At 36.3% G+C, this 21,960-nt stretch carries 17 protein-coding genes; 2 read left to right on the top strand and 15 right to left on the bottom strand.

Features of this window, described 5'->3' with window-relative positions:
* Window positions 1-742: 742 nt before the first annotated feature.
* From HMPREF0877_RS00425 to HMPREF0877_RS00405, 5 genes are all read right to left on the bottom strand, one after another.
* Complete coding sequence (locus tag HMPREF0877_RS00425; protein ID WP_002827069.1) at window positions 743-1,726, bottom strand: S66 family peptidase; 984 nt, start codon at window positions 1,724-1,726, stop codon at window positions 743-745.
* 141 nt (window positions 1,727-1,867) lie between these two features.
* Window positions 1,868-3,598 carry an ABC transporter permease/substrate binding protein gene (locus HMPREF0877_RS00420; RefSeq protein ID WP_002827068.1) on the bottom strand — a complete coding sequence of 577 codons (1,731 nt, stop codon included), beginning with the start codon at window positions 3,596-3,598 and terminating at the stop codon, window positions 1,868-1,870.
* Between the two features lie 195 nt (window positions 3,599-3,793).
* On the bottom strand, window positions 3,794-4,177 hold the full coding sequence (locus HMPREF0877_RS00415) for a VOC family protein (RefSeq protein ID WP_002827067.1): 384 nt from the start codon (window positions 4,175-4,177) through the stop codon (window positions 3,794-3,796).
* 21 nt (window positions 4,178-4,198) lie between these two features.
* Window positions 4,199-4,933: a DUF6198 family protein gene (locus tag HMPREF0877_RS00410; protein WP_002827066.1), complete on the bottom strand. Its 735-nt coding sequence runs from the start codon at window positions 4,931-4,933 to the stop codon at window positions 4,199-4,201.
* Window positions 4,934-4,935: 2 nt separating this feature from the next.
* Window positions 4,936-5,952 carry a zinc-dependent alcohol dehydrogenase family protein gene (locus HMPREF0877_RS00405; protein ID WP_040760069.1) on the bottom strand — a complete coding sequence of 339 codons (1,017 nt, stop codon included), beginning with the start codon at window positions 5,950-5,952 and terminating at the stop codon, window positions 4,936-4,938.
* Between the two features lie 369 nt (window positions 5,953-6,321).
* Here HMPREF0877_RS00405 and HMPREF0877_RS00400 point away from each other — a divergent pair, with 369 nt between their 5' ends.
* Window positions 6,322-7,080, top strand: coding sequence for an NADP-dependent (R)-specific alcohol dehydrogenase (locus HMPREF0877_RS00400; protein WP_002827063.1), 759 nt, complete (start codon window positions 6,322-6,324; stop codon window positions 7,078-7,080).
* Window positions 7,081-7,217: 137 nt separating this feature from the next.
* On the opposite strand, the gene HMPREF0877_RS00395 is transcribed toward HMPREF0877_RS00400, so the two are convergent.
* The 10 genes from HMPREF0877_RS00395 to HMPREF0877_RS00350 all read right to left on the bottom strand — a co-directional run bounded on the left by HMPREF0877_RS00395 (window position 7,218) and on the right by HMPREF0877_RS00350 (window position 19,767).
* Complete coding sequence (locus tag HMPREF0877_RS00395) at window positions 7,218-8,624, bottom strand: flavocytochrome c (protein WP_002827062.1); 1,407 nt, start codon at window positions 8,622-8,624, stop codon at window positions 7,218-7,220.
* 176 nt (window positions 8,625-8,800) lie between these two features.
* Window positions 8,801-9,229: a universal stress protein gene (locus HMPREF0877_RS00390; RefSeq protein ID WP_002827061.1), complete on the bottom strand. Its 429-nt coding sequence runs from the start codon at window positions 9,227-9,229 to the stop codon at window positions 8,801-8,803.
* An 18-nt stretch (window positions 9,230-9,247) separates the two neighbouring features.
* Window positions 9,248-10,660 carry an amino acid permease gene (locus HMPREF0877_RS00385; protein WP_040760067.1) on the bottom strand — a complete coding sequence of 471 codons (1,413 nt, stop codon included), beginning with the start codon at window positions 10,658-10,660 and terminating at the stop codon, window positions 9,248-9,250.
* Between the two features lie 576 nt (window positions 10,661-11,236).
* Entirely contained in the window at window positions 11,237-11,899 is a 663-nt protein-coding gene (gene pgmB / locus HMPREF0877_RS00380; RefSeq protein WP_002827059.1) for a beta-phosphoglucomutase, read from the bottom strand.
* Window positions 11,900-11,905: 6 nt separating this feature from the next.
* The gene (locus HMPREF0877_RS00375) at window positions 11,906-14,212 is read right to left on the bottom strand and encodes a glycoside hydrolase family 65 protein (RefSeq protein ID WP_002827058.1); all 2,307 of its coding nucleotides are present in this window, start codon (window positions 14,210-14,212) and stop codon (window positions 11,906-11,908) included.
* A 21-nt stretch (window positions 14,213-14,233) separates the two neighbouring features.
* Complete coding sequence (locus HMPREF0877_RS00370) at window positions 14,234-15,745, bottom strand: PTS transporter subunit EIIC (RefSeq protein ID WP_002827057.1); 1,512 nt, start codon at window positions 15,743-15,745, stop codon at window positions 14,234-14,236.
* Between the two features lie 16 nt (window positions 15,746-15,761).
* On the bottom strand, window positions 15,762-16,250 hold the full coding sequence (locus HMPREF0877_RS00365; protein WP_002827056.1) for a PTS sugar transporter subunit IIA: 489 nt from the start codon (window positions 16,248-16,250) through the stop codon (window positions 15,762-15,764).
* A gap of 13 nt (window positions 16,251-16,263) precedes the next feature.
* On the bottom strand, window positions 16,264-16,968 hold the full coding sequence (treR, locus tag HMPREF0877_RS00360) for a trehalose operon repressor (protein ID WP_040760062.1): 705 nt from the start codon (window positions 16,966-16,968) through the stop codon (window positions 16,264-16,266).
* 302 nt (window positions 16,969-17,270) lie between these two features.
* Window positions 17,271-18,254 carry a LacI family DNA-binding transcriptional regulator gene (locus tag HMPREF0877_RS00355; RefSeq protein WP_002827053.1) on the bottom strand — a complete coding sequence of 328 codons (984 nt, stop codon included), beginning with the start codon at window positions 18,252-18,254 and terminating at the stop codon, window positions 17,271-17,273.
* Window positions 18,255-18,291: 37 nt separating this feature from the next.
* Window positions 18,292-19,767 (bottom strand): sucrose-6-phosphate hydrolase, encoded by a 1,476-nt coding sequence (locus HMPREF0877_RS00350; RefSeq protein ID WP_002827051.1) that lies wholly within the window; start codon window positions 19,765-19,767, stop codon window positions 18,292-18,294.
* 233 nt (window positions 19,768-20,000) lie between these two features.
* Here HMPREF0877_RS00350 and HMPREF0877_RS00345 point away from each other — a divergent pair, with 233 nt between their 5' ends.
* On the top strand, window positions 20,001-21,917 hold the full coding sequence (locus HMPREF0877_RS00345) for a sucrose-specific PTS transporter subunit IIBC (RefSeq protein WP_002827050.1): 1,917 nt from the start codon (window positions 20,001-20,003) through the stop codon (window positions 21,915-21,917).
* The last annotated feature ends 43 nt before the right edge of the window (window positions 21,918-21,960 follow it).

The following is a 21,960-nucleotide window of genomic DNA, read 5'->3' as shown; positions in this document are numbered from 1 at the left end:
TTTACAGCTTTAAGGAGCTTTGATGTAATTGATAATTAGCATATTAAACAATTTTTTGGATTTAGTGGTAAAATTCAATGAATTTGTGGCTGGGGCGCTACGGACACGAAAAATACAAGTCACAGATTTTAGTTTCACTTATGTTAGTTAACAACAGAGTCCCCTTGCTTCCCTTCAACACGTGATTTTAACTTTGGGTACAAGCCATGATATTTCAAACTGTACAGCAAAACCTAGCCATGTGCTAGACTCTACCGTTCCCACCTCCATCATAGCATAGATGGAAATAATTCTGCTATTAGTACCACTTGCCTAACGGTCGCTGTAAACCATGATTCCTGATCAGTAATTTATTCCACAGCACCGTAATACTATTTTGAACTGCATTGTCCCTCCTGGCAAGGTTCCATAAAGCAGTTATTACGGTAATCAGAGTAGCATCAACTGTATTTAACTGACAATTATTTCTAAAAAAAATGCATCTAAAAAATAGGTCGTGCCACATGACACGACCTACACTAATTATTCGTTTTTGAATGTTCATTCTACACTTAATAAATTAACGACTCATTTGCCGGTTGTTTGACCCACAACTGGGAGATATAAGATCACCGCCTTTCAGTAGAAAATATAAAGCATGCTAACTTTAATCAACTACCTCACCCCCCTTCAGTGATCTGCTCTTATTTCGCTTCAAAAATACCGCAATCTTGCATAAAAGTAAAGTGTCAGCAATCAGAAATTACTTTTCTACGACTTTTAAAAATAATGGTTCCGTAGAGAATTCAATTTGACCACCTAAAGGAAAAGTAAAAATGGGTTGTGTGTGTCCAAAATCAACATCATAAATAACTGGTATTTTTTTAAGCCTAGGATATTTATCCAATATATATAGTAGCTTTTCTTGCGACATATCACATTCGTTTGGAAATCTACCAATAACTAATCCCTCTAAATCTTGATGGACTTGCAAGAACTGCGCCAATAATCTGTCAAAATCAGTATAGTCACCTTCTTCTGCTTCTTCCAAAAAGGCAATCGGGTGTTGCACCTTTTGAAAAAACTCCGTTCCCAATTGTAGTGTATAAGTCTGAATGTTGCCACCGATTATTGTTCCGTGTGCACGTCCATCATTATATATTTTCCACTCGTTTTTCAAAAAATTTCTAGGGATAGTTGGATCATACCAAGGATCACTGGTATAAACGTCGTTAGATAATAATTTGTATTCGTGTGCATTATCCTTGTCACTAATAGCTCGAAGCCACTGCTCCGTTTGATAATCTTGTAATTCATCCATTTTAAATGACGAATATGCTGGTGAGTAATAGGTAACCAGTCCTGTTTTAGTGAAAATAGCTGAATGTAGGCTAGTTATGTCTGAATACCCAAAGAAAAGTTTAGGGTTTTGCGATACAATTCGCCAGTCTATATACGGTAACAATTCGTTTGAGTTAAAGCCACCAATTGTTGTCATTACTGCCTTAACATTTTTATCCTGAAATGCGTGATGAAAATCGGATACTCTTGATTGTATCGATGCTGAAGATAATTGATCATTTTCATCAATATGTTTTCCAAAGGTTACTTTAAATCCTAATTTCTCTAATCGCTTCTTTGCAACTAGATTTGCATCCATTCCGCCAATCCTTGCCATGCTAGAGCTTGGTGAAATAACACGAATTTCATCGCCTAATTTCAATTTTGCTGGATATATTTTTTTCATAACTCCCCCTTGTTTATAAAAATGATCAAATCCACATAATTTTGTAAATTATATAAAAATAAACATCTAAATACAATGCAGCATACAAAAAATTGCATCATCCATTTCTGAATGACACAATCTTCTATCAAATAATTCGATTTACTTAAACCATGAATCGACTTGTGATTGATGATGCTTAATCCAGATATTTGCTGCTTCCTTTGGTGACTTACCGTTAGACATATCTAGCATCACGCTTGACATATCATCTTTACTCCAATGGAATTTATCTAGAGCTTTATAAGCATCCGGCTTATCTTTCTTCAAACCTTTACGAGACATTGTATAAATATTTTCTTTACTACCCATTGACTTCTTTGGGTCCTTTAGGTACTTCAAATCATACTTTTGGAACATCCAATGTGGTTGCCAACCAGTAACAATAATTGGTTTCTTTTCTTTGATTGCCTTTCCTAATGCAACCGTCATCGCCCCTGTCGATGATTCTGAAAGTTTCCAACCTTTTTTATCCAGTCCATAGGCTTTAATAGTATTCTTAGCTAGCTTCGTAATTCCAGCACCTGGCTCAATTCCGGTAATCTTCTTACCTGCCTGATCTTGCAAGTCGCTAATACTGTTAACATCAGTCATATAAGTAGGCACAGTTAATCCGTTTGTTGCCCCCTTTAAATTAGGTCCCATCATATCAAGTTGACTCTTATACTTTTGATACTGTGCTCTGTGGGTCATTGGCAACCAAGCAGATACAGAAACATCGGCTTGGCCATTCGCAATTGATTGCCACATAATTGAGTTATCCAATGACGTCAATTCAACTTTATAACCATGTTGTCTCAAGGCTTGTGCAAGCACATTACTTGAAGCCTTCTCTGAATCCCATGGTGTCGTCGCAATCTTAATTGTTTCTTTTTGCGAATTTGCTGTTGTAAATGCTGTGACAGCACCACTTCCAATCATGGTAAGCGCAACGACAAGTGCGGTCCACCCTTTCCAATGATATTTAGAAGGAACTGTTTTTTGATTTGGCATCTGATTGATCTTTTGCGTTAATCGATCAATAACAATTGCCAAAATAACCAACGAAATACCATTAACAAATCCTTTACCAATATCAGCATCTTGAACAGCCGCTAACACACCACGTCCTAGACCAGGCGCACCAATCATTGATGCAACCACAACCATTGACAAGGCAAGCATTAGGGTTTGATTAATTCCTGAAAAAATCGTCTTCTTGGCTAACGGTAATTCAATTTTAAATAATTTTTGTGTACCTGTTGATCCAAAAGAATCCGCAGCTTCAACCAAATCATTAGGCACCTGACGTATTCCCAAGTTCGCCATACGAACTGTGGGTGGAAGCGCAAAAATAACTGAAGCAAATACACCTGGTACAACACCAATACCAAAGAATGCCACAGCGGGAATCAAATAGACAAACGCTGGCATGGTCTGCATAAAGTCCAAAATTGGTTGGACAATTTTATTGACCACTTCATTCTTTGCCATCCAAATACCTAATGGCACACCAATAATAACTGAAATCAAACTAGAGATAATAACCAAGGTAAATGTATTCATCATACTGGTCCATAAACCTTGATTTTCAACAATAATCAATCCAATAAAAGTAAAAAGTGGAAATCCCCATTTTTTACCGAACATTAAGGCGGCAAATATAGTTACTCCGACAATAAATAGCCAGGTTGGAATACCTGTCAAGGCACTAGTCATCGTGTCCATCACGGCATTCCCACCATTTTGAATTGCCCCAAAGAAACCGCTTAAATGCTTTGTTAACCAATTAACACCGTCATCAACCCAAGGGCCAAATGGTATTTTTGGTAAAACACTTGCTAAAACAAACATATTATACCTTCTCCTCCTGCTTGTTTAGTAAAAATCAAGCTTTTCAAAAAGTGACAACTTAATTATAAACATAAAGTTGTCACTTTAGTCAAATGTAGAAATCGCTCAGACAGGATTAATAGCAGTTTTATTATTTTTTTTAAATAATAAAAGTCGGAACATGTTATTTTTTTGTTCCGACTTTTTTCATTAAAATTATTTAACTATTTCACAAAATTCAACAATAACACCATCTGGTCCCTGAATATTGAAGAACTTAATGCCTTTATCCCAAAATGGTAAGTGTTGTACTTCAGAATTCATGAGTGATAGTCCCTCAGCCTTAGCAGCAGTAAATGCAGCATCAGCGTCTGATGTATCCATCGAAATATGATTAATTGCACCTGGTTTACCAACAATTTCATCACCAGTCCAAGTTTCAATGACAAGATTCTCACGTTGCATGAAAATCACATGACCAACTGGAAAATCACCAACTTTTTTAAATCCTAATTTTTCCCAAAAGCGTTCTGATTCTTGTAATGATGAGGCTGGAATCCCCACGTGTTGCAATCCTGAATAATAATCCGTAAATGCCATTTTTGTCTCCTCAATACTTTCCTATTTACCAACATCAATTGCTTGATGATGCAGATTACGAAATACATACTGATCAGCAAATCCCGTTATACTCCCCTGGAAAAGGAACGCGAACAATGTTCCAATCCCAAAATTATAAAGTGACGGGAAAGTAATAATAAACGCAATTATTGCAAAAATAGTTGGCGGAATATAAGATGCCCACATTGCTTTAAAAGCTGATCCTTTAAAATATTTAAATCTGAGAATTTGCATCAAATCGTCTGCAGGATGCAAAACTAAGTTTACTCTTTGATAGATAGAAATTGCTGTCGCAATAAGCGCAACACCGATAAAATTAATAATCGTATACAAAATAACCATTGGTAATGTCGTTGCATCTGGCATAATTTGATTAAAAATATTCGAGAACCATTGGATAAAAATAGAGAATGGTAACATGAAAATAAAGTTACCAAAGATCCGCTTCCAATCCAATTTTCTCATTAACAGTGCATTCAAAAATGATATCAACATACCAAGAACTAGAAACGCCCAAAATAGTGCCAATGAATTATTTCCTAAAATTGCGTTACCTAAATTGGCTTCACCTGCGGTCCAATATGCTGATCCAAGAAAAGATGGATGTACATGTGCTGATGTAACCAATGTCAACACATTCCCCAAAGAATTAAGAATCAAGGAAATTATAAAATACATGATTGAAGCGCTCATTGATAGACTTCGCTGTGCTTGTTTTTCCCCCACACTGTCCATTTTTATGCCTCTTCACCGCCGACTTTAACAACCGCCTTTGATACAACCCCCAACTTACCATTAACAAAATCATCTACCGTTTTGTAATCTAGTTCATGTGACATCAATGCCTCAACATTTAACTTACCTGATGATAGCAAAGCTAGAGAATCCTCAAAACTATTTGGATTAATAAATGAGCCTTGGATAGTTAATTGCTTTTGGAAGATTTCATAAGTATTCATTTCAAATGTCGCATCAGGACCACCAACACCAAACATTAATACTTGTGCACCACGGGCAGCTGCCGCAATTGCCTCTTCTTGAGTTTGTGGCATACCAACAGCTTCAATCACAACATCATATTCTTCGGCAGGAATTTGATCGCCATTCTTTGTATTAAATGTATTTTGAACACCAAATTGTGCCTTATTCATTGCCAATTTTTCATCAACAATACCAGCTAAGTCTACCTGGTGAATACCATAGGCTTGCAAAATTTGAACAAATAACTCACCCATGAAACCATCACCAATCACTAACGCCTTCTGATATGGTGATACCTTTAGTAACTTAATCCCGTGTACCGCACATGAAATTGGTTCCACAACAGAAGCTGATTTCAATGAGACGTTATCGGGAATTTGATATACCACGGATGCTGGAGCCGTAAAATATTCTTCAAATCCACCATCACGTGTAACACCAACTGCTGATAAGTTTTCACATAATTCTGGACGTCCTGTTCGGCAATACTTGCACTGACCACAGTAAATATTTGGATCAACGGTCACACGATCACCAACTTTAACATTTGTCACTGCATCCCCAACTTCCGCAACAACCCCTGAATTCTCATGTCCCAATACAATTGGCGGAACAGCATCTGCAGAACCTGGTAATCCTGCATACAATGCATGATCGGTACCACAGATACCAGCAAATGCTGTATGAATTAATACCTCATTTGGTAAAACCTTTGGCCGATCAATGTCTTTTACAGTCAATTCCTTAATGCCAGTTAAAACAAGTGCTTCCATCATAAAATCTCCTTTTATATAAAAACTAACCTTCGCCTATATGGTAAACGCTTACGCAAATATTATCAAGCAGTTTTTGTAATTACATATTAATGATTTTTGGTAAGTAATCTCTTTTATGTCCCTGCAAATCACATATAAGTATTTACATAAGCGTTTTTCCAATTTGATTATATACACTATTAGCAAAAAAATAAATAGTGAATTTAATAACAATAAAATTAAGATTAGTGTTTATAATCATTTCTCTATAAGTCCCTGTTTATATGATATTTTTTTAAAAATGAATATTTATATTTTACAAACTATCATTATTTTGTGATATAATTCACATATAAAGAAACTATAAAATTTTCGGAGGATTTAAAAATGGGTGAACGGTTAAAGGGAAAAGTCGCAATTGTTACTGGTGGTTCTTTGGGGATTGGTTGGGCAATTGCAAATAGATTTGTTCAAGAAGGTGCTAAAGTTGTCATTACAGGTCGCCGGGAACAAATCGGTGAAGAAGCCGCTCAGAAAATTGGTACCCCAGATGTTATTCGTTTCATCCAACATGATTCATCTGATGAAGCTGGCTGGGTTGATCTTTTTGATCAAACTGAACAAATATTCGGGCCGGTTTCAACATTAGTAAATAATGCTGGCATTGCCGTTGGTAATAGTATTGAAAATACGACAACTGAGGAGTGGCGCCAGATTATGGCTGTCAACCTAGATGGTGTATTCTTTGGTACTCGTTTAGGTATTCAACGAATGAAAAATAAGGATCTCGGTGCATCAATCATTAATATGTCATCAATTGAAGGCTTTGTTGGTGATTCTAATTTAGGTGCTTATAATGCTTCAAAGGGTGCTGTCCGCATCATGTCTAAATCTGCAGCTGTTGACTGCGCACTAAAAGATTATGATATTCGCATCAATTCAGTTCATCCAGGTTATATCAGAACACCAATGGTTGAAAGTACACCTGGCATGGTTGAAGCAATGTCACAACGTTCTAAAACCCCAATGGGACACTTAGGTGAACCAGATGATATCGCATACATGTGTGTGTTCCTAGCTTCAGACGAATCAAAATTTGCAACCGGTTCAGAATTTGTGGTTGATGGTGGCTATACGGCACAATAATATATAAAATAGATGTACATCCGAGACCGTACAACTGGCGTTTACAAGTTGTATGGTCTTTATTTTTTTATAAAAAAAGACCAATTGCCGCAAATGCAACAATTAGTCATACAAAATTTATTAATATTAATAATATGCTAATTTTTCAATTCATTACTAAAAATGTATTTTGCTGCTTGAATGCCGGCTTGGCGCCCAAAAATAACCGTTTCTGCAATGGAGTTTCCCCCAATGCGATTATTGCCATGTAATCCACCAGTCACTTCACCGGCCGCATATAAACCATTAATTTTGTTGCCGGTCTCTGTCAACACTTCCGTTAATTTATTTATTTTAATGCCACCCATCGTATAATGAATCGCCGGCTTGATGTGAATTGCATAATAAGGTGCCAAATTTAAGCCACGATCCATCGCAGTTTTTCGACCAAACTCTGCATCGACGCCAGATAATTGACTATCATTCCACCTAGCAACAGTCTCCCTTAATTTTTCTCCATCTAGATGGGCCTTTTGAGCTAACTCTGATATACTATCGGCTGTCATTACGAGACCAACTGCCTGATAAAAATCAATAGCAGGAAATGCTTGCCGCACATCCTGATCAAAAATGAGAGTTGCACCATTTTCATGTAAATTATTAATTGCAGTTGTTACTTTATCACGAGTGGACATTTCGTTAACGAATCGTTGCCCCGCTTGATTAACTAAAATAGCACCTTCTCCTCGAACGCCTTCACCAATTAAATAGACGTGGTCGGTATCTTGTTGTGTTGTTGGATGGACTTGAATTTTGTTCATGTCAACCACTGCCCCACCAGCTGCAACAGCTAATTCTATGCCATCGCCTGTAGCACCTGGATGATTAGTTGTTCTTAATGACAATACATCAGGTGCGTAATTTTTTAACATTGTTTTATTTTGTGCAAAACCGCCTGATGCAATCAAAACAGCCTTTGTCTTAATCGTTTTTTCACCAATTTTATCATTATAAATTTTGAGACCAGCTACCATGTCTCCATTTTTTATAATCTGCATTGCCTTTGTTTGTGAAAATAATGGGATATGTTTATCAAGTAATTGCTTTTGTAATCCTTTGACTAAATAACTACCTACTGCCGATTTATTATTTGGACGATGGGCACGTTTTTGTGACATACCACCGGTAGACGTTAGGTCTGTTAGGGCAATATCATGTTTTTCAAGCCAATTAATAGCTGATTCAGAATGTGTAACGAAATATTTCAATAATTCTTTATCGTTTGTCTTCCCACCACCTTGCCAAATATCTTCATAAAAAGATGCTTGATCATCAATCACTTGATGAGATAACTGGGTCACTGTCTCTGTAGCATTCATACCTGTAGAAGCACGATTTGAATTACCTCCTAGTGAAGCTAACTTTTCAATAATAGCTGCTTTAAGTCCTAATTCTTGAGCCTGTATAGCTGCTGTCATACCTGCAGCACCAGAGCCAATCACAATTAGATCATAGTTTTCTTTTAAATCATTGATACTCGATACAGGAAAAACAAATTTTGGCATCTTTTACACCTCTTTGAGATTTAATGATATGTTTCACAAATAATACCACATTTATCTTTCGCTATTAACCCACTAATTTGGGTTAACCGTTTTAAAAACAACAAAAAAAATACGCTAAATTTGTTCAATTTTGCGTATTTCTTTTGTTATTTTACCAAGATGCTAATTCACTCAGATTATTTAACAACCAAAACATCACTACTTGAATGGCTAATGACATAACCACTATGTGATCCTTGTAACATTTTTTCGACAGCATTAGCACCGGTACTACCGATGACAATTAAATCAATATCATGTTCTTCCGGCAAATCTTTAGACAATACGGTTTTAATATTTCCAATTACAGTATGCCCAAATACTTTGACACCTTCTGCCTCTGCTTTAGCGACATATGGCTGAACTTTTTTCTGAACTTTTTTTGCCAAATCTTGGTAAAAGTCTTCACTGACACCAAATGATGAGGCCATGCCACGATCACGATTTACTACCCATGCGATATGCAATTCAGCCGATAAAATTTTCGCTAAAGATAGCCCGGTTGCAAAAGCCCGATCTGCTTGATCAGATCCATCTAAACCAACCAAAATATTCTTATAGGTCATCAAATTTCTCCTTGTCTTTTAAAACTTTGCATCAGCGTGACGCCGACCATAGCTAAAGTATAGAATCATACCAAAGGCCAACCAAACTAAGAAACGTAACCAAGTCTCCCAATTCAAACCAGCAATCAAAACGATACAGAAGGCGATGGCAATAATTGGTGTAACTGGAACCCAAGGTGCCTTAAAGCCACGATGTAAATCAGGTTGCGTACGACGCATAATCATAACACCAGCAGATACTAGAATGAATGCTGTTAATGTTCCAATATTAACCAATTCTGACAAGATATTTAAATTAATAAATCCACCAGCTAAGGCAGTGATAATACCAAAGAACCAAGTTCCTTTGAAAGGTGTCTGGTGTTTCTCATCAACGTGTCCAAAGAATTCTGGGAAAAGACCATCTCGTGACATTGAATAGCTGATACGTGATTGACCATAGAGTTGCACTAAGATAACAGTTGTCATTCCTAGAATAGCACCTAAACTAACAATAATCGACAACCATGTTTGACCCGTCTTTGCCAAAACGGCTAAAATAGGTGCGTTTAAGTACTTTTCAAATACAGTATACTTGACTACACCAGTCATAATCAAAGTCATGATAATGTAAAGCACTGTAGAGATCAAAAGAGAATATAGAATTCCTCTGGGCAGCGTTTTACTTGGATTGATCGTTTCTTCAGCACTTGATGAAACTGAATCAAATCCAATAAATGAGAAGAAAACAATTGATGCTGCTGGAATAATTCCAGTCGCAACACCGTTAGTATGTGAATATAAACCAAATGGACTAAATGGATGCCAATTTCCAGGCTTAATAAACCAAACCGTGCAGACAATGAATAAAATAATGACAGCCAACTTAACGATAACCATCGTATCATTAACTCGCTTTGTTTGTGTGATCCCAATGGAAATAATCCAAGTAATAATCAAAACGATCACAAACGCTGGTAAGTTAAAATACGTGCTGACACCTGGCGTCGTACCTGCTGCAGCTGTTAGCGCCGTTGGTATATGAATTCCCATGTTGTCTAACAAATTAACAAAATAACCTGACCAACCAACTGAAACTGTCGCTGCTCCTAAGGCGTATTCAAGAATTAAATCCCACCCCATGATAAAGGCAATAATTTCTCCAAATGCAATATATGAGTAAGTGTAGGCAGAACCAGCTACAGGAGCCATTGAAGCAAATTCAGCGTAACATAGACCAGCAAAACCACAACAGATTGCAGCGATTAAAAATGATACTGACAACGCAGGGCCAGCAGTCAAAGCTCCTTTACCAGTTAAAACAAAAATTCCTGTACCAATAATCGCTCCAATTCCTAAGAAGGTTAAATCCCAAGTACGTAAAGTTCGTTTTAACGGTGAAGCATTTTCCGTCAGCGTATTAATATCTTTCTTTCGAAATAATGATGACATAATCTTTTTCCCTTTCTCATTTGATTTTAATGATTCTATCACTGAAAAAATAATTTGTAAATAAAAAACACTGATACTCATGCCTCAAAAAGAATTTTCTAGATTCAAACAATACTATTTCGTTATTTTATGTTGAAAACGCTTACTAAATTTTAAAATAGACAATATAATTAGATTAAACTATAAATATATTGTTTTTGATTTCATTTTAAATCTATAAATAAAATTATTTATTAAAAATAATTATTAAAAATGGTTAAAATTAGAACTGAAAATTTTTAAGCAAAATACAAAAATATGATCAGCTGATAATCGAATCACCAATAATTAAAATGAGTTTTCGATTAGAAAAATATATTAAAATTTAATAATACGTGTTAGGTAACCTCACGAATTCAATACACTATTCTCTAAAACTTATTATAATAAATGAGTTATGGTAGTTTTCTTACCTACTTTAAAAAAGTAGTAAACCTGCATTTAACTTACGTAAATCATAGGCCTAAAAAGAGTACCAATCTACTAACTTGTTTTGTAGATTGGTACTCTTTAATTTATCTTTTAGTGTTAATTAACTTATTTTTTATCTAAAGCTTCCTTAATTGCATTTAACGTGACATCCGCAGTTTGATCAAAATTTACATCTGCTTCAGCTAAAACAGTTGCATCACCAATACCAACACTAATTTCTCCCGCACCATTAATACTCTTGATACCAGCAGCAGAGTCCTCTAAACCTATTACTTGTTCAGGTTTTAGATTTAATACCGCTGCTGCTGCCGAGAAAATAGCTGGATCGGGTTTACCTGCAGAAACTGATGCCGGATCCACAACAGCTTTAAAATAATCATCCAGTCCAAGACGTTCAATGATAAATGGTGCATTCTTTGAGGCCGAAGCAACACTTAATTTAAGTTCATCTAGGAAGTTCTGCATCCCAGGTAAAATATCTGCGGGTGTTAATTTTGATATTAACTCACGGTAATTCGTATTCTTTTTTTCAGCTAATGCCTCACGTGCAGTCTGATCATATTCATTTTCATGACCACCAGCGGCTATGATTAACGCCAAACTACCCATACGATCAATGCCTTTGAGTCCTTCTTCTAACTCTTTTGTCCAGGTAGTTCCCACTTCATCTGCAATCTTGCGCCACGCAATCGTGTGAAATCGTGCTGTATCAGCTAAAACACCGTCCATGTCAAAAGCAAATCCCTTAATTACATCAAAATCACTCATTTATGTTTAATCCTCCGTAATATGTTGCTCTTCATTTGCACGCAAATTAATTTCCTTATGGTAGACAGTTACACTAATATCTTGATTGGCTTTTATTCTTACTTCATTAGGATAAATATCTAATGAAATTAAAATACCACGGAATTTTTGTTTGAATGATAACTTTGTCCAGTCATCAGGTAACCTTGGATTAACAACAAAATGTCCATCTCGCAATGCCACACCGCCAAATTCATTTTGGATAACAGCCAAGGTTTCACCCATCACACCAATATGGATTCCTTCAGCAGTGGTACCACCTTGAATATCATAATAATCAGACCCAATAGCTGTCTTTAGAAAATCCAATGCCTCTACTTTATTTCCTAATGAAATATCGATTCCAGCAAAGACTGGTCGGGATGTTGTTGATCCATGAACTGTTCTAGCTAAGTAGTAGTCTGTATTTTTTTTCAACCAATCAATTGGTAAGTTGTATCCAAGTTGATTGACTAATTTCAGAACATGATTAGATCCTAAATTATAAAGCGTCATCAAGGTATCTGTTTGCTTTGCAACTTGATAGTCATCAGGTGATAGCCCTTCTGCCTTCATCAAACGATCTATACGGTGAATATCACCATATTTCTGACTGTATGCTTTAAAATCAACTTCTTTCAAATCAAAATATCCAGCATACTGAGCAATAATACCATTATCAATTTCTAGTGATAAGTGTGTTGAAACGTCTTGAGCTTTCTCTAGTAATTTTGTATCGATTGCAGGTAAATGCTCATTTGCTCCCAGTGCTTGCAACCAATTTAATGCCCAAGTTAACATGATGTTTGTATAGGCATTATCGGTGATACCACCAGTGGTTGCATCGGGGTAAGCTTCATGGAATTCGTCGGGACCCATCACTCCTGATAAATGATAGCGACCATCATCACCCAACATCACTTTATTTAACCAAAATCTTGAAGTTTCAACGACAACATCAAGACCACCTTCAAGAAGAATACTTTCATCCCCAGTTATCTGCACATAAACCCACAAATTATAAACGACAGCTAATGACACATGACGCTGCAATCTAGAATTATCTGGATCCCACTCATTATTCACCGTATTTAAATGAATAATTTGGGCCTGTTCATCACCCGTCATACCAGATTGCCAAGGGTACATCGCACCACTTTCACCTTCAATTTGAGCATTGAGTTTCGCACCATCTAGACGCTTAATCCGATATCTTAAAATGTCCTTTGCAGTTTCCGGATCATTTGCTGCTAAGTAAGGGATCACAAAAATTTCATCCCAGAAAACATGACCACGATAACCCTCACCAGTTAAACCACGTGAACCAACAGACGCATCTAAGTACTGGTTGGCATTGTGTTGTGCCGATTGTCGTAAATGAAAAACATTCATACGGATCATTCGTTGCAAATCAGGGTCACTACTCTCCAGAGCAATATCTGCTTCATCCCAAACTTCTTGCCAATATTTAAATGAATCAGCTGCAATTTCTTCAAAAGTAACATTTCGTAATTGTTCATCCACGATTTGTTCTGGATTTTTTTCTTCATAACTTGTTGCAATGCCGACAATTCGTTCAATATTTATCTTTTTATCTGGTGATAAAGTAAACTCACCTGTGGCAATTACTTGGTCATCCCCAGTCGTTACCGAAAAATCTGTTACATCACTAGTTGTTTTTGCACCAACGACAAGCTTGATGTTTGACTGCTTCGTCTCAGCAATTAATTTATTAGCCGTCAAAGAAGTCACGTCAAACTCTTTAGATTCAAAGTCACGATATCGCTTGACATTTTTATTTTCCACACGACCGTCAATAATGGCCTGCACAGTAATATTTGCTGTAAAATCCCCACTAAGTTCAATCGCAAGACCAATTTGATGCATCTTAAAAGGATTAACAGCTTTTTTTGTTTTTAAAGTAATCTTTCCCTTCGCAGTTGGTATCGTAAAGCTTTCTGATAAAATACCCGTATCAAAATGTAACGTTGATTGTCGTTCAGTCGGGGCAAATTCTACCACTTCACCATCTACATAAAGCTTAATTAATTGTGGATTAGGTAAATTTACCATATCTTCATTAATCACATCGCGACCAGCAACAGGTGTTGAAGTTTGATTAAAAACACCCGCAACATAAAGGCCCGGATAATGATCATCGCTGTAAGATGTCATGATTGGTGCTCCACGCCAGCCTAGATAACCATTTCCTAAGGTAAGTAATGATTCTTCACCATATGCACGAACTCCGGTTGCTACCTTATCATAGGCTAATTGCCAATTACTTGAATTCATCAAAAGCTCCTTTCATCTCAATTAGTTATTAACTGCATCCTTAAACACATTTTTCTTTTCAGCAGCTTTAGCATTCTTAACATCATCATCTTTGAATCCCCAGAAATAAACCGCCACGAATGAAACAACTGTCGTTACTACACCAGCAATAACGAAATACCAAATGTTATTTGGATTTGTTTTTGAGAAGAATGAAGGGAATCCGATCCATGAACCAGTAAATCCAAACATATCCACTTTTAATAGTCCTGCGATAAAGCCACCGACGGCTCCACCGATATTAGCCATCCAAAATACTCGACCATACTTCAAATTAATTCCATACATTGCGGGTTCAGTAACACCAGCAAAACCTGACAAGGCACCGGCAAATGCCAAACTCTTAATATTTGTAATCTTTGATTTTGCCCAAACTGCTAGTGCTCCGGCACCTTGTGCAATCATTGTAAAGTTAATCAATCCATTTAAAACAGAATGGCCAGTTTGTGCAATATCGTTTGAAATTAGCGGAATAATCATCCAATGCAAACCAAAGATGACCAGAACTTGATATAGGCCACCAATAATTAATCCTGCAACGGCTTGATTTAATGTTACTAACCAGTTAATAAATGTTGCTAGTCCTGATGAAATCAAAGTAATTACTGGTCCAACAACAACTAATACCACGATTGAAACGATAAATAATGTAAATAATGGTTGGAAAATTGAACGCAAACTCAATGGCAATACTTTTTTAAACCAATTTCCTACCGGACGTGCTAACCATGCTGCGAAGATAATTGGGAAAATCGAATACGTGTATGATGGGATATGAATTGGCAACCCAAAGAAGTTAGCATTCATTGTTACCCCAAGGAATTCAGCAAAGTTCTTTGACGTTTTTGCTCCCAAGTCCACCATAGTCGGGTGCACTAATACACCAGCAATGGCAGCTACAATGATTGGATCTGATTTTAATTGCTTTGCAGCAGTATAACCAACAAGAATTGGTAAGAAATAAAATGTAGAATCACCAATTGTATTGATAATTTGATAAGTGGCTGATGATTCATCAATCCAGCCCAAGTTAAACGTAAATAAAGTTAAAATACCTTTTAAAATTCCGGATGCAGCTAACAAACCAATGATTGGCATCATTGAACCAGTAATCGTACCAATCAATAATTGAAAACCATATTTAATCAGTCCGAAAAATCCATCTGGCTTATTGGATTTCTTACCACCAGTAGCCTCAACAGCTGCATCAGTTGCTTCTTTATCAACAACGTCATCGCCCAATTGCTCGATAACTTTATCGTAAACATCTTCAACAGCCTGTCCAATAACAACTTGATATTGACCTAATTGTGCATTATAAACCGCACCAGCAACGCCATCTAAATCTTGAATTGCATCTGTATCTGCCTTTTTCTCATCATTCAAATAAAATCGTAATCTTGTGATACAGTGAATAACCTTATTGACATTATCCTTACCACCAACATTCGTAATGATGTTCTTTGCTAACTCATCATAATTTTGTTTTGCCATTTTAATCACCTCTCACTTAATCTATGGCAATTGCTTGACCAATTTGGGATCCAGCAGTTGAATCACCAACTTCTACAGAAAAATTATCTAATTTGTCTGCTGAATTTGTAATTAGAACCATTGTCGTTTTCGGCAATTTTGCATCATCTACTTGTTGCCAATCCACTTCAGCTAGCGGATCACCACCATCAACAACATCCCCAACTTTTACCTGTGGTGTGAATGGGCCACCATTTAAAGAAACCGTATCAATACCAATGTGGACCAGAATTTCTAATCCATCTGCTCGCTCTAACCCAACAGCGTGGCCTTGTTGAATGGTTACTTTTCCAGCAACCGGAGACACAATCGTATCACCCGTAGGCTCGACCGCAAAACCATCTCCCATCATTTTGCCAGCAAAAACAGGATCAGAAACATTTTCTAATTTAATAACCTCACCTGTCACTGGTGTATACAAATGATTATCATTGGCAACCGTTTTTTTCTTTCCAAACCCAAACATAAATAAAACCCTCCTATTTGTGACGTCTTGCAAATTCAACACTTGTAAAGCGATCTGCCCGATGTCGTGACTCAGTAAATGATAAGATTCGATTATCTGCTAAACGAGTTTCGCTTCGAATGACGACCATTGACATACTTTCATCAATATGAAGTAATTGTCGATCTTCAAAAGTCCCCTTCTCAACAGTCATTCGTTTCACCGCATAATCAATCTGTAAACCTAACTGATTTTCAAAGTAATCAAACAATGAATTCTTTGCCGCCTCATAAGGAATATGGTCAATAACATCTTGATTAATGTAGTCGTAGTCTAAGACCATTTCCTCACCATCCACCCAGCGGCGGCGGACTACCAAGGTACATAATATTGATAAGTTATCGCCAGTTAAATTTTCTGGAACAGGTACATGCCGCTTAATAGTAATAACATCATTACTAGCATCTAAATGTGCTTGTGCAACCATTTCACGATAACTTTCAAGTGTTGAAACAGGAAATACAAAATGTTTACGGTCCAAAACAATCGACCCACGACCGGGTAACCTTTGCACATAGCCATCATTAGCCAATGCTTTTACAGCCTTACGAACCGTTTCACGAGAGACTTGATAACGTATGACAAGTTGTCCATCACTTGGTAAATAATCACCAGGTTGATAGACCTTTTCTTGTAATGCCTTCAAAAGATCAGAATAAATTTTTTGATACTTTTCCATTCCAGTATTCCCCCTTTCAACATGTTCAGTGTACATGACCATGAAACCGTTTTCAATTCTTTTGTACTGGGCATTTTGTAACTAGACTAGTCAGGTTGAGAGTGAAAGTATACAGACTAGGATTTCCAGACTAGTCAGGTTTTTTAAACTTAACTATTGTATTTGAATCACCCATCAATTTTTGATGACTTAAAAATATCACAATGACAACCACCTAATGAACTAATTTTTGAACAAAAAAACAAATACAGTTTTTGTCATTAATTACTACTTCTGACAAAAACTGTATTTGTTTATAAAATTTAAATTGTTGCACCATGGTGCAATGAAACTGGTAAAATAAAATCATTTTCACCAAGTTTATCCACACGATTGCTCATGCGATTCAAAAGACTTTCAACAAGCATCATAGCAATATCATCCAATGGCTGAACAATGGTGGTTAGTTCAGGGAAATATGTTTGTATAAATGTTGTACCATCATATCCAACTACTTTTAAGGTATCAGGTATCTCAATTTGCAATTCTTTCGCAGATTGTAGTACAAGTATGGCCGTTAAATCATCGCTACAAACGATGCCATCTGCTTTTCTCTCTTTTAAAAAACGTTGAATAGATACTTTTTTTATTTTCGGTGTCTCATCAAAGAAAATTGGCATCACTTGACTTTCTAAACCTAATTTCGTCATTTGTTGATAATAACCTTGTAAACGTCTGTCAGTTGGATTACCTTTTTGGTTAGGATTTCCCATAAAATAAATGTGGCGAGCGCCGGCTTCATACAAAGTCTGCGTTGCCAAAATACCACCTTGTAGATTATCACTACTAATCGTTGGCATGCCTGATGCATACCTCCGATCAAATGCTACGATTGGTAAATGAATATTTTGATACTCTTCAATACCTAAATTATGTGCACCAGTAATGATACCATCGACTTGGTTAGCAATTAGCATTTTAATATAGTCACGTTCTTTGGCGATATCGTCTGCAGCATTACACAAAATAACTTTATAACCTTTTAAAAATAATTGTTTTTCTAATTTTTCAATTAACTCCGCGAAAAAAGGATTTGTGATGCCCGGAAAAATTAACCCAATAATTTTTGTTTTTTTGCCTTTTAAAGATCTTGCTAATGAATTGGGTTGATAATGCAATTTTTCCATTGCATCATAAACCTTTTGTTTTGTTCGCGCGCTTAGATAACCATGGTTGTTAATAACACGTGAGACAGTTGTTGGTGATACACCCGCTTCTTCAGCAACATCTGATAACTTTGGCTTCACAATGACACATCCTTAATTTTGATTGACTAACATCGTACTACATATTACTTAATGATAAATAACTACCTGAATATTTTATCGTATTTTGTCCTGCAAACGCAATCATTGTTTGTTGTTGTGGCGCGAAAAAACGTAATGTCATCACTTTTTCACCACCATTAATAAAAATTTCACAAATTGAGTGATCAATAAAGATATCTAAAGTCAAAGCCTGGTGTGTGTTAAGTAATATTTGACGAGTTTCACCATATGATGTTGCAAATTTTTCACCCACGTTTGAACGATCAACTATTAAATAACCTTCATCATTTGTATCAAATTTTAATTGTAAACTATGTGCCGTAGTCCCATCACTGACCAGCAATAAATTACCCGTTTGATTAGCTGCAAGGTTCAACTTTAATTCATATTGTTGTCCTGCATCTGCAACTAATTGTTGCTGATTTTCAGATAATATTTCTTCGGCATCAGCCAATGTTGACATCGCTGGTACTGGTAATTGGTAGAGTTGATTATTAACCACTTTTAGTTGCTTAACTAGGCTCAAACAATGTGCCCAGTTTTCCTGATCAGTCGGATATTCTATCTCAGGTAAACCAACCCAACTAATTAGATATGCATTGCCATCTGGTGCATTAAAAGCCTGGCTAGCATAAACATCAAAACCATCATCTAATTGCACGATAGTTTGTTGTTCAGCTTGCCATTTACCCGTTTCCAAATCTAATTCACTACCGATTGCATAAACATTTGGGTAAATATTAGCAACCTGTAAGTTATCTTTCGATATACCTTGCGGGCAAAAAATCAACACTACTTTATCATTAACATAAACAAGATTTGGACACTCAATCATATATCCCAAGTCGCCCAGTTCATGTTGCACATACCCCATGTCCTGCCAATCTTTTAAATTATCAGACCGATATAATGAGAATTCACCACGAAGACTCTGCTTATCTTGAGCTCCAATTAGCGCATAATATGTGCCATTAATTTTTAGTAATTGTGGATCTCTGAAATGATCTGTCACATGTTTAGGTGCTGTAATCAATGGTGCATTTATTTTTGTAATCTCATTGTGCTTATTCATCCAAGCACCTAATTGAAAACTACTTCTATGCCAATCATTATCGCGAACATTTCCCGTATACATCAAGAATAATTGATCATCAATGACCTGGGCCGAACCTGAATAGGCACCATGAGAATCAAACTGGCCTCCAGGTTGTAACGCAATTCCTAAATTATGCCAGTGAACAAGATCATCTGAAATACAATGTACCCAGGATTTTAAGCCATGTACAGCACCAAAAGGAAAAGCCTGATAGAATACGTGCCATTGACCATTATAATAAGAAAAACCATTTGGATCATTTAATAAACCTGACGCCGGACTAATATGAAAGCCTGGTTTATAAATTGATGTCGCAACCTTTTTTTCTAAAGATTGTTTGATTATCTCTGAATATGCACTGTAAGGCTGATATCTTTTTTCTCTTGTCCAAGTCATGCGATTTACTCTCCTATTAAATTGGAAGCGCTTTCTAATTTATTATTTGTCATCTCTAAGATAAATTATATAACAGATAATGTCAAACGTTTGACACATAAGAAGCATTTTAAAAGTAAGATGCCTCAAAAAATAAAAAAGTTTTATGTCAAACGTTTGACATATCTTAAAAATGCGTTATTCTAATAAGTGTAAAGAAAAAGAAAACGCTTTCAGTTATAAGGAGTGGACAAATGGATCATAAAAAAGTTGCTCATGAAATTGTCGATGCTATCGGTAAAGACAATTTCGCCGCTGCTGCACATTGTGCGACACGGTTACGCTTAGTCCTCAAGGACGAAAATAAAATTAATCAGGAAGCTTTGGACAACAACGATGATATCAAAGGAACATTCAAAACCAATGGCCAATACCAAATTATTATTGGTCCAGGGGATGTCAACAATGTTTATGATGAACTAATAAACATCGCCAATGTCGCCCCTGTTTCTACTGAAGAACTCAAAAATGTTGCCCAAGAAGACAAAAAATTTAATCCCGTGATGTCTTTCATTAAGTTGTTATCTGACATTTTTGTGCCAATCATCCCAGCCCTGGTTGCGGGTGGTCTATTAATGGCTTTAAACAATTTCCTAACATCTGCTGGGTTATTTGGACCAAAAGCTCTAGTTGAAAGTTTCCCTGTCATTAAGGGATTCTCAGCGATGATTCAATTAATGTCAGCTGCACCATTTATTTTTATGCCAATCCTAGTTGGTATTTCAGCTGCTAAGCGTTTTGGTGCTAACCAATACTTAGGTGCTGCATTAGCAATGATTATGGTGTCACCAGATTTAATTGCTAACCAAACTTGGAATATTTTTGGCTTAACTGTCTCACAAAACAACTACTACTACCAGGTTATTCCTGTTTTAGCTGCTGTCTATATTTTGTCATTGATTGAGAAATTCTTACACAAAAAATTACCATCTGCTGTTGATTTTACATTTACGCCTTTAATTTCGTTGATGGTAACTGGTTTCCTGACATTTGTTATTGTTGGACCACTAATGCGTTTACTTTCAAATGGCATTACTGATGGTATTGTCTTTGTTTATCAAACACTAGGCTTTGTTGGTACAGGTATTTTTGGACTATTATATTCACCAATTGTATTAACCGGTCTCCATCAAAGTTTTCCTGCTATTGAAACACAGTTGATTACAGCGTTTACCCAAAATCATACTGGTTATGGTGATTTTATCTTTGTGGTTGCTTCAATGGCGAACGTTGCCCAAGGAGCTGCAACATTTGGTGTCTTTGCTCTAACTAAGAATAAAAAGATGAAGGGCCTTTCATCTTCAGCAACAGTTTCTGCTTTGTTAGGAATTACAGAACCAGCTTTATTCGGAGTTAATTTAAAGTATAGATTTCCATTCTTCTGTGCATTAATCGGTTCTGGTGTTGCTGCAGCAATTGCAGGATTCATGCATGTCATTGCAGTTTCACTTGGGTCAGCCGGTTTCCTTGGCTTCCTATCAATCAACGCAAAATCAATTCCAGCTTATCTATTATGTGAGGTTATTTCATTTGTTGTGGCATTTACATTAACTTATTTGTACGGTAAGAAAAATGCTACAAAATTTGCTGTCATTGATGCTGGTAAAAAATCCACAGCGGCTGTTTCAGAATCAACATCCGTTAACACTAAACTTTCTGATGAAATTATCAAAGCGCCTATTTCTGGTGATGTAATCTCATTAAGTGATGTCAAAGATCAAGTTTTTTCATCAAAACTAATGGGTAATGGTTCGGCAATTATTCCTACTGACACTAACATCTATGCGCCTGTTTCTGGCACAATCACTGTTGCTTATGAAACAAAGCATGCTTATGGTATTAAGTCTGATGATGGTGCCGAAGTACTCATTCACTTAGGTATTGACACCGTTAATTTAAAAGGTCAATATTTTGATTCACAGGTTTTGCAAGGCCAACACGTGAATGAAGGTGAATTATTAGGCCATTTTGATATTGAAAAAATCAAAATGGCTGGTTATGAAACTACTGTGATCGTAGCAATAACTAATACAGGAAACTTTAGTATGGTTGAACCCATCGACACAAAGATCGTACAACATGGTGATCAATTGGTTGCTGTTACGGCTTAATAAAAAACGAGAATGTCATTAACAAAAAGATGACATTCTCGTT

Source organism: Weissella paramesenteroides ATCC 33313, assembly GCF_000160575.1.
Taxonomy (GTDB): Bacteria; Bacillota; Bacilli; order Lactobacillales; family Lactobacillaceae; genus Weissella; species Weissella paramesenteroides.
This window is presented reverse-complemented; position numbering and strand designations above follow the sequence as displayed.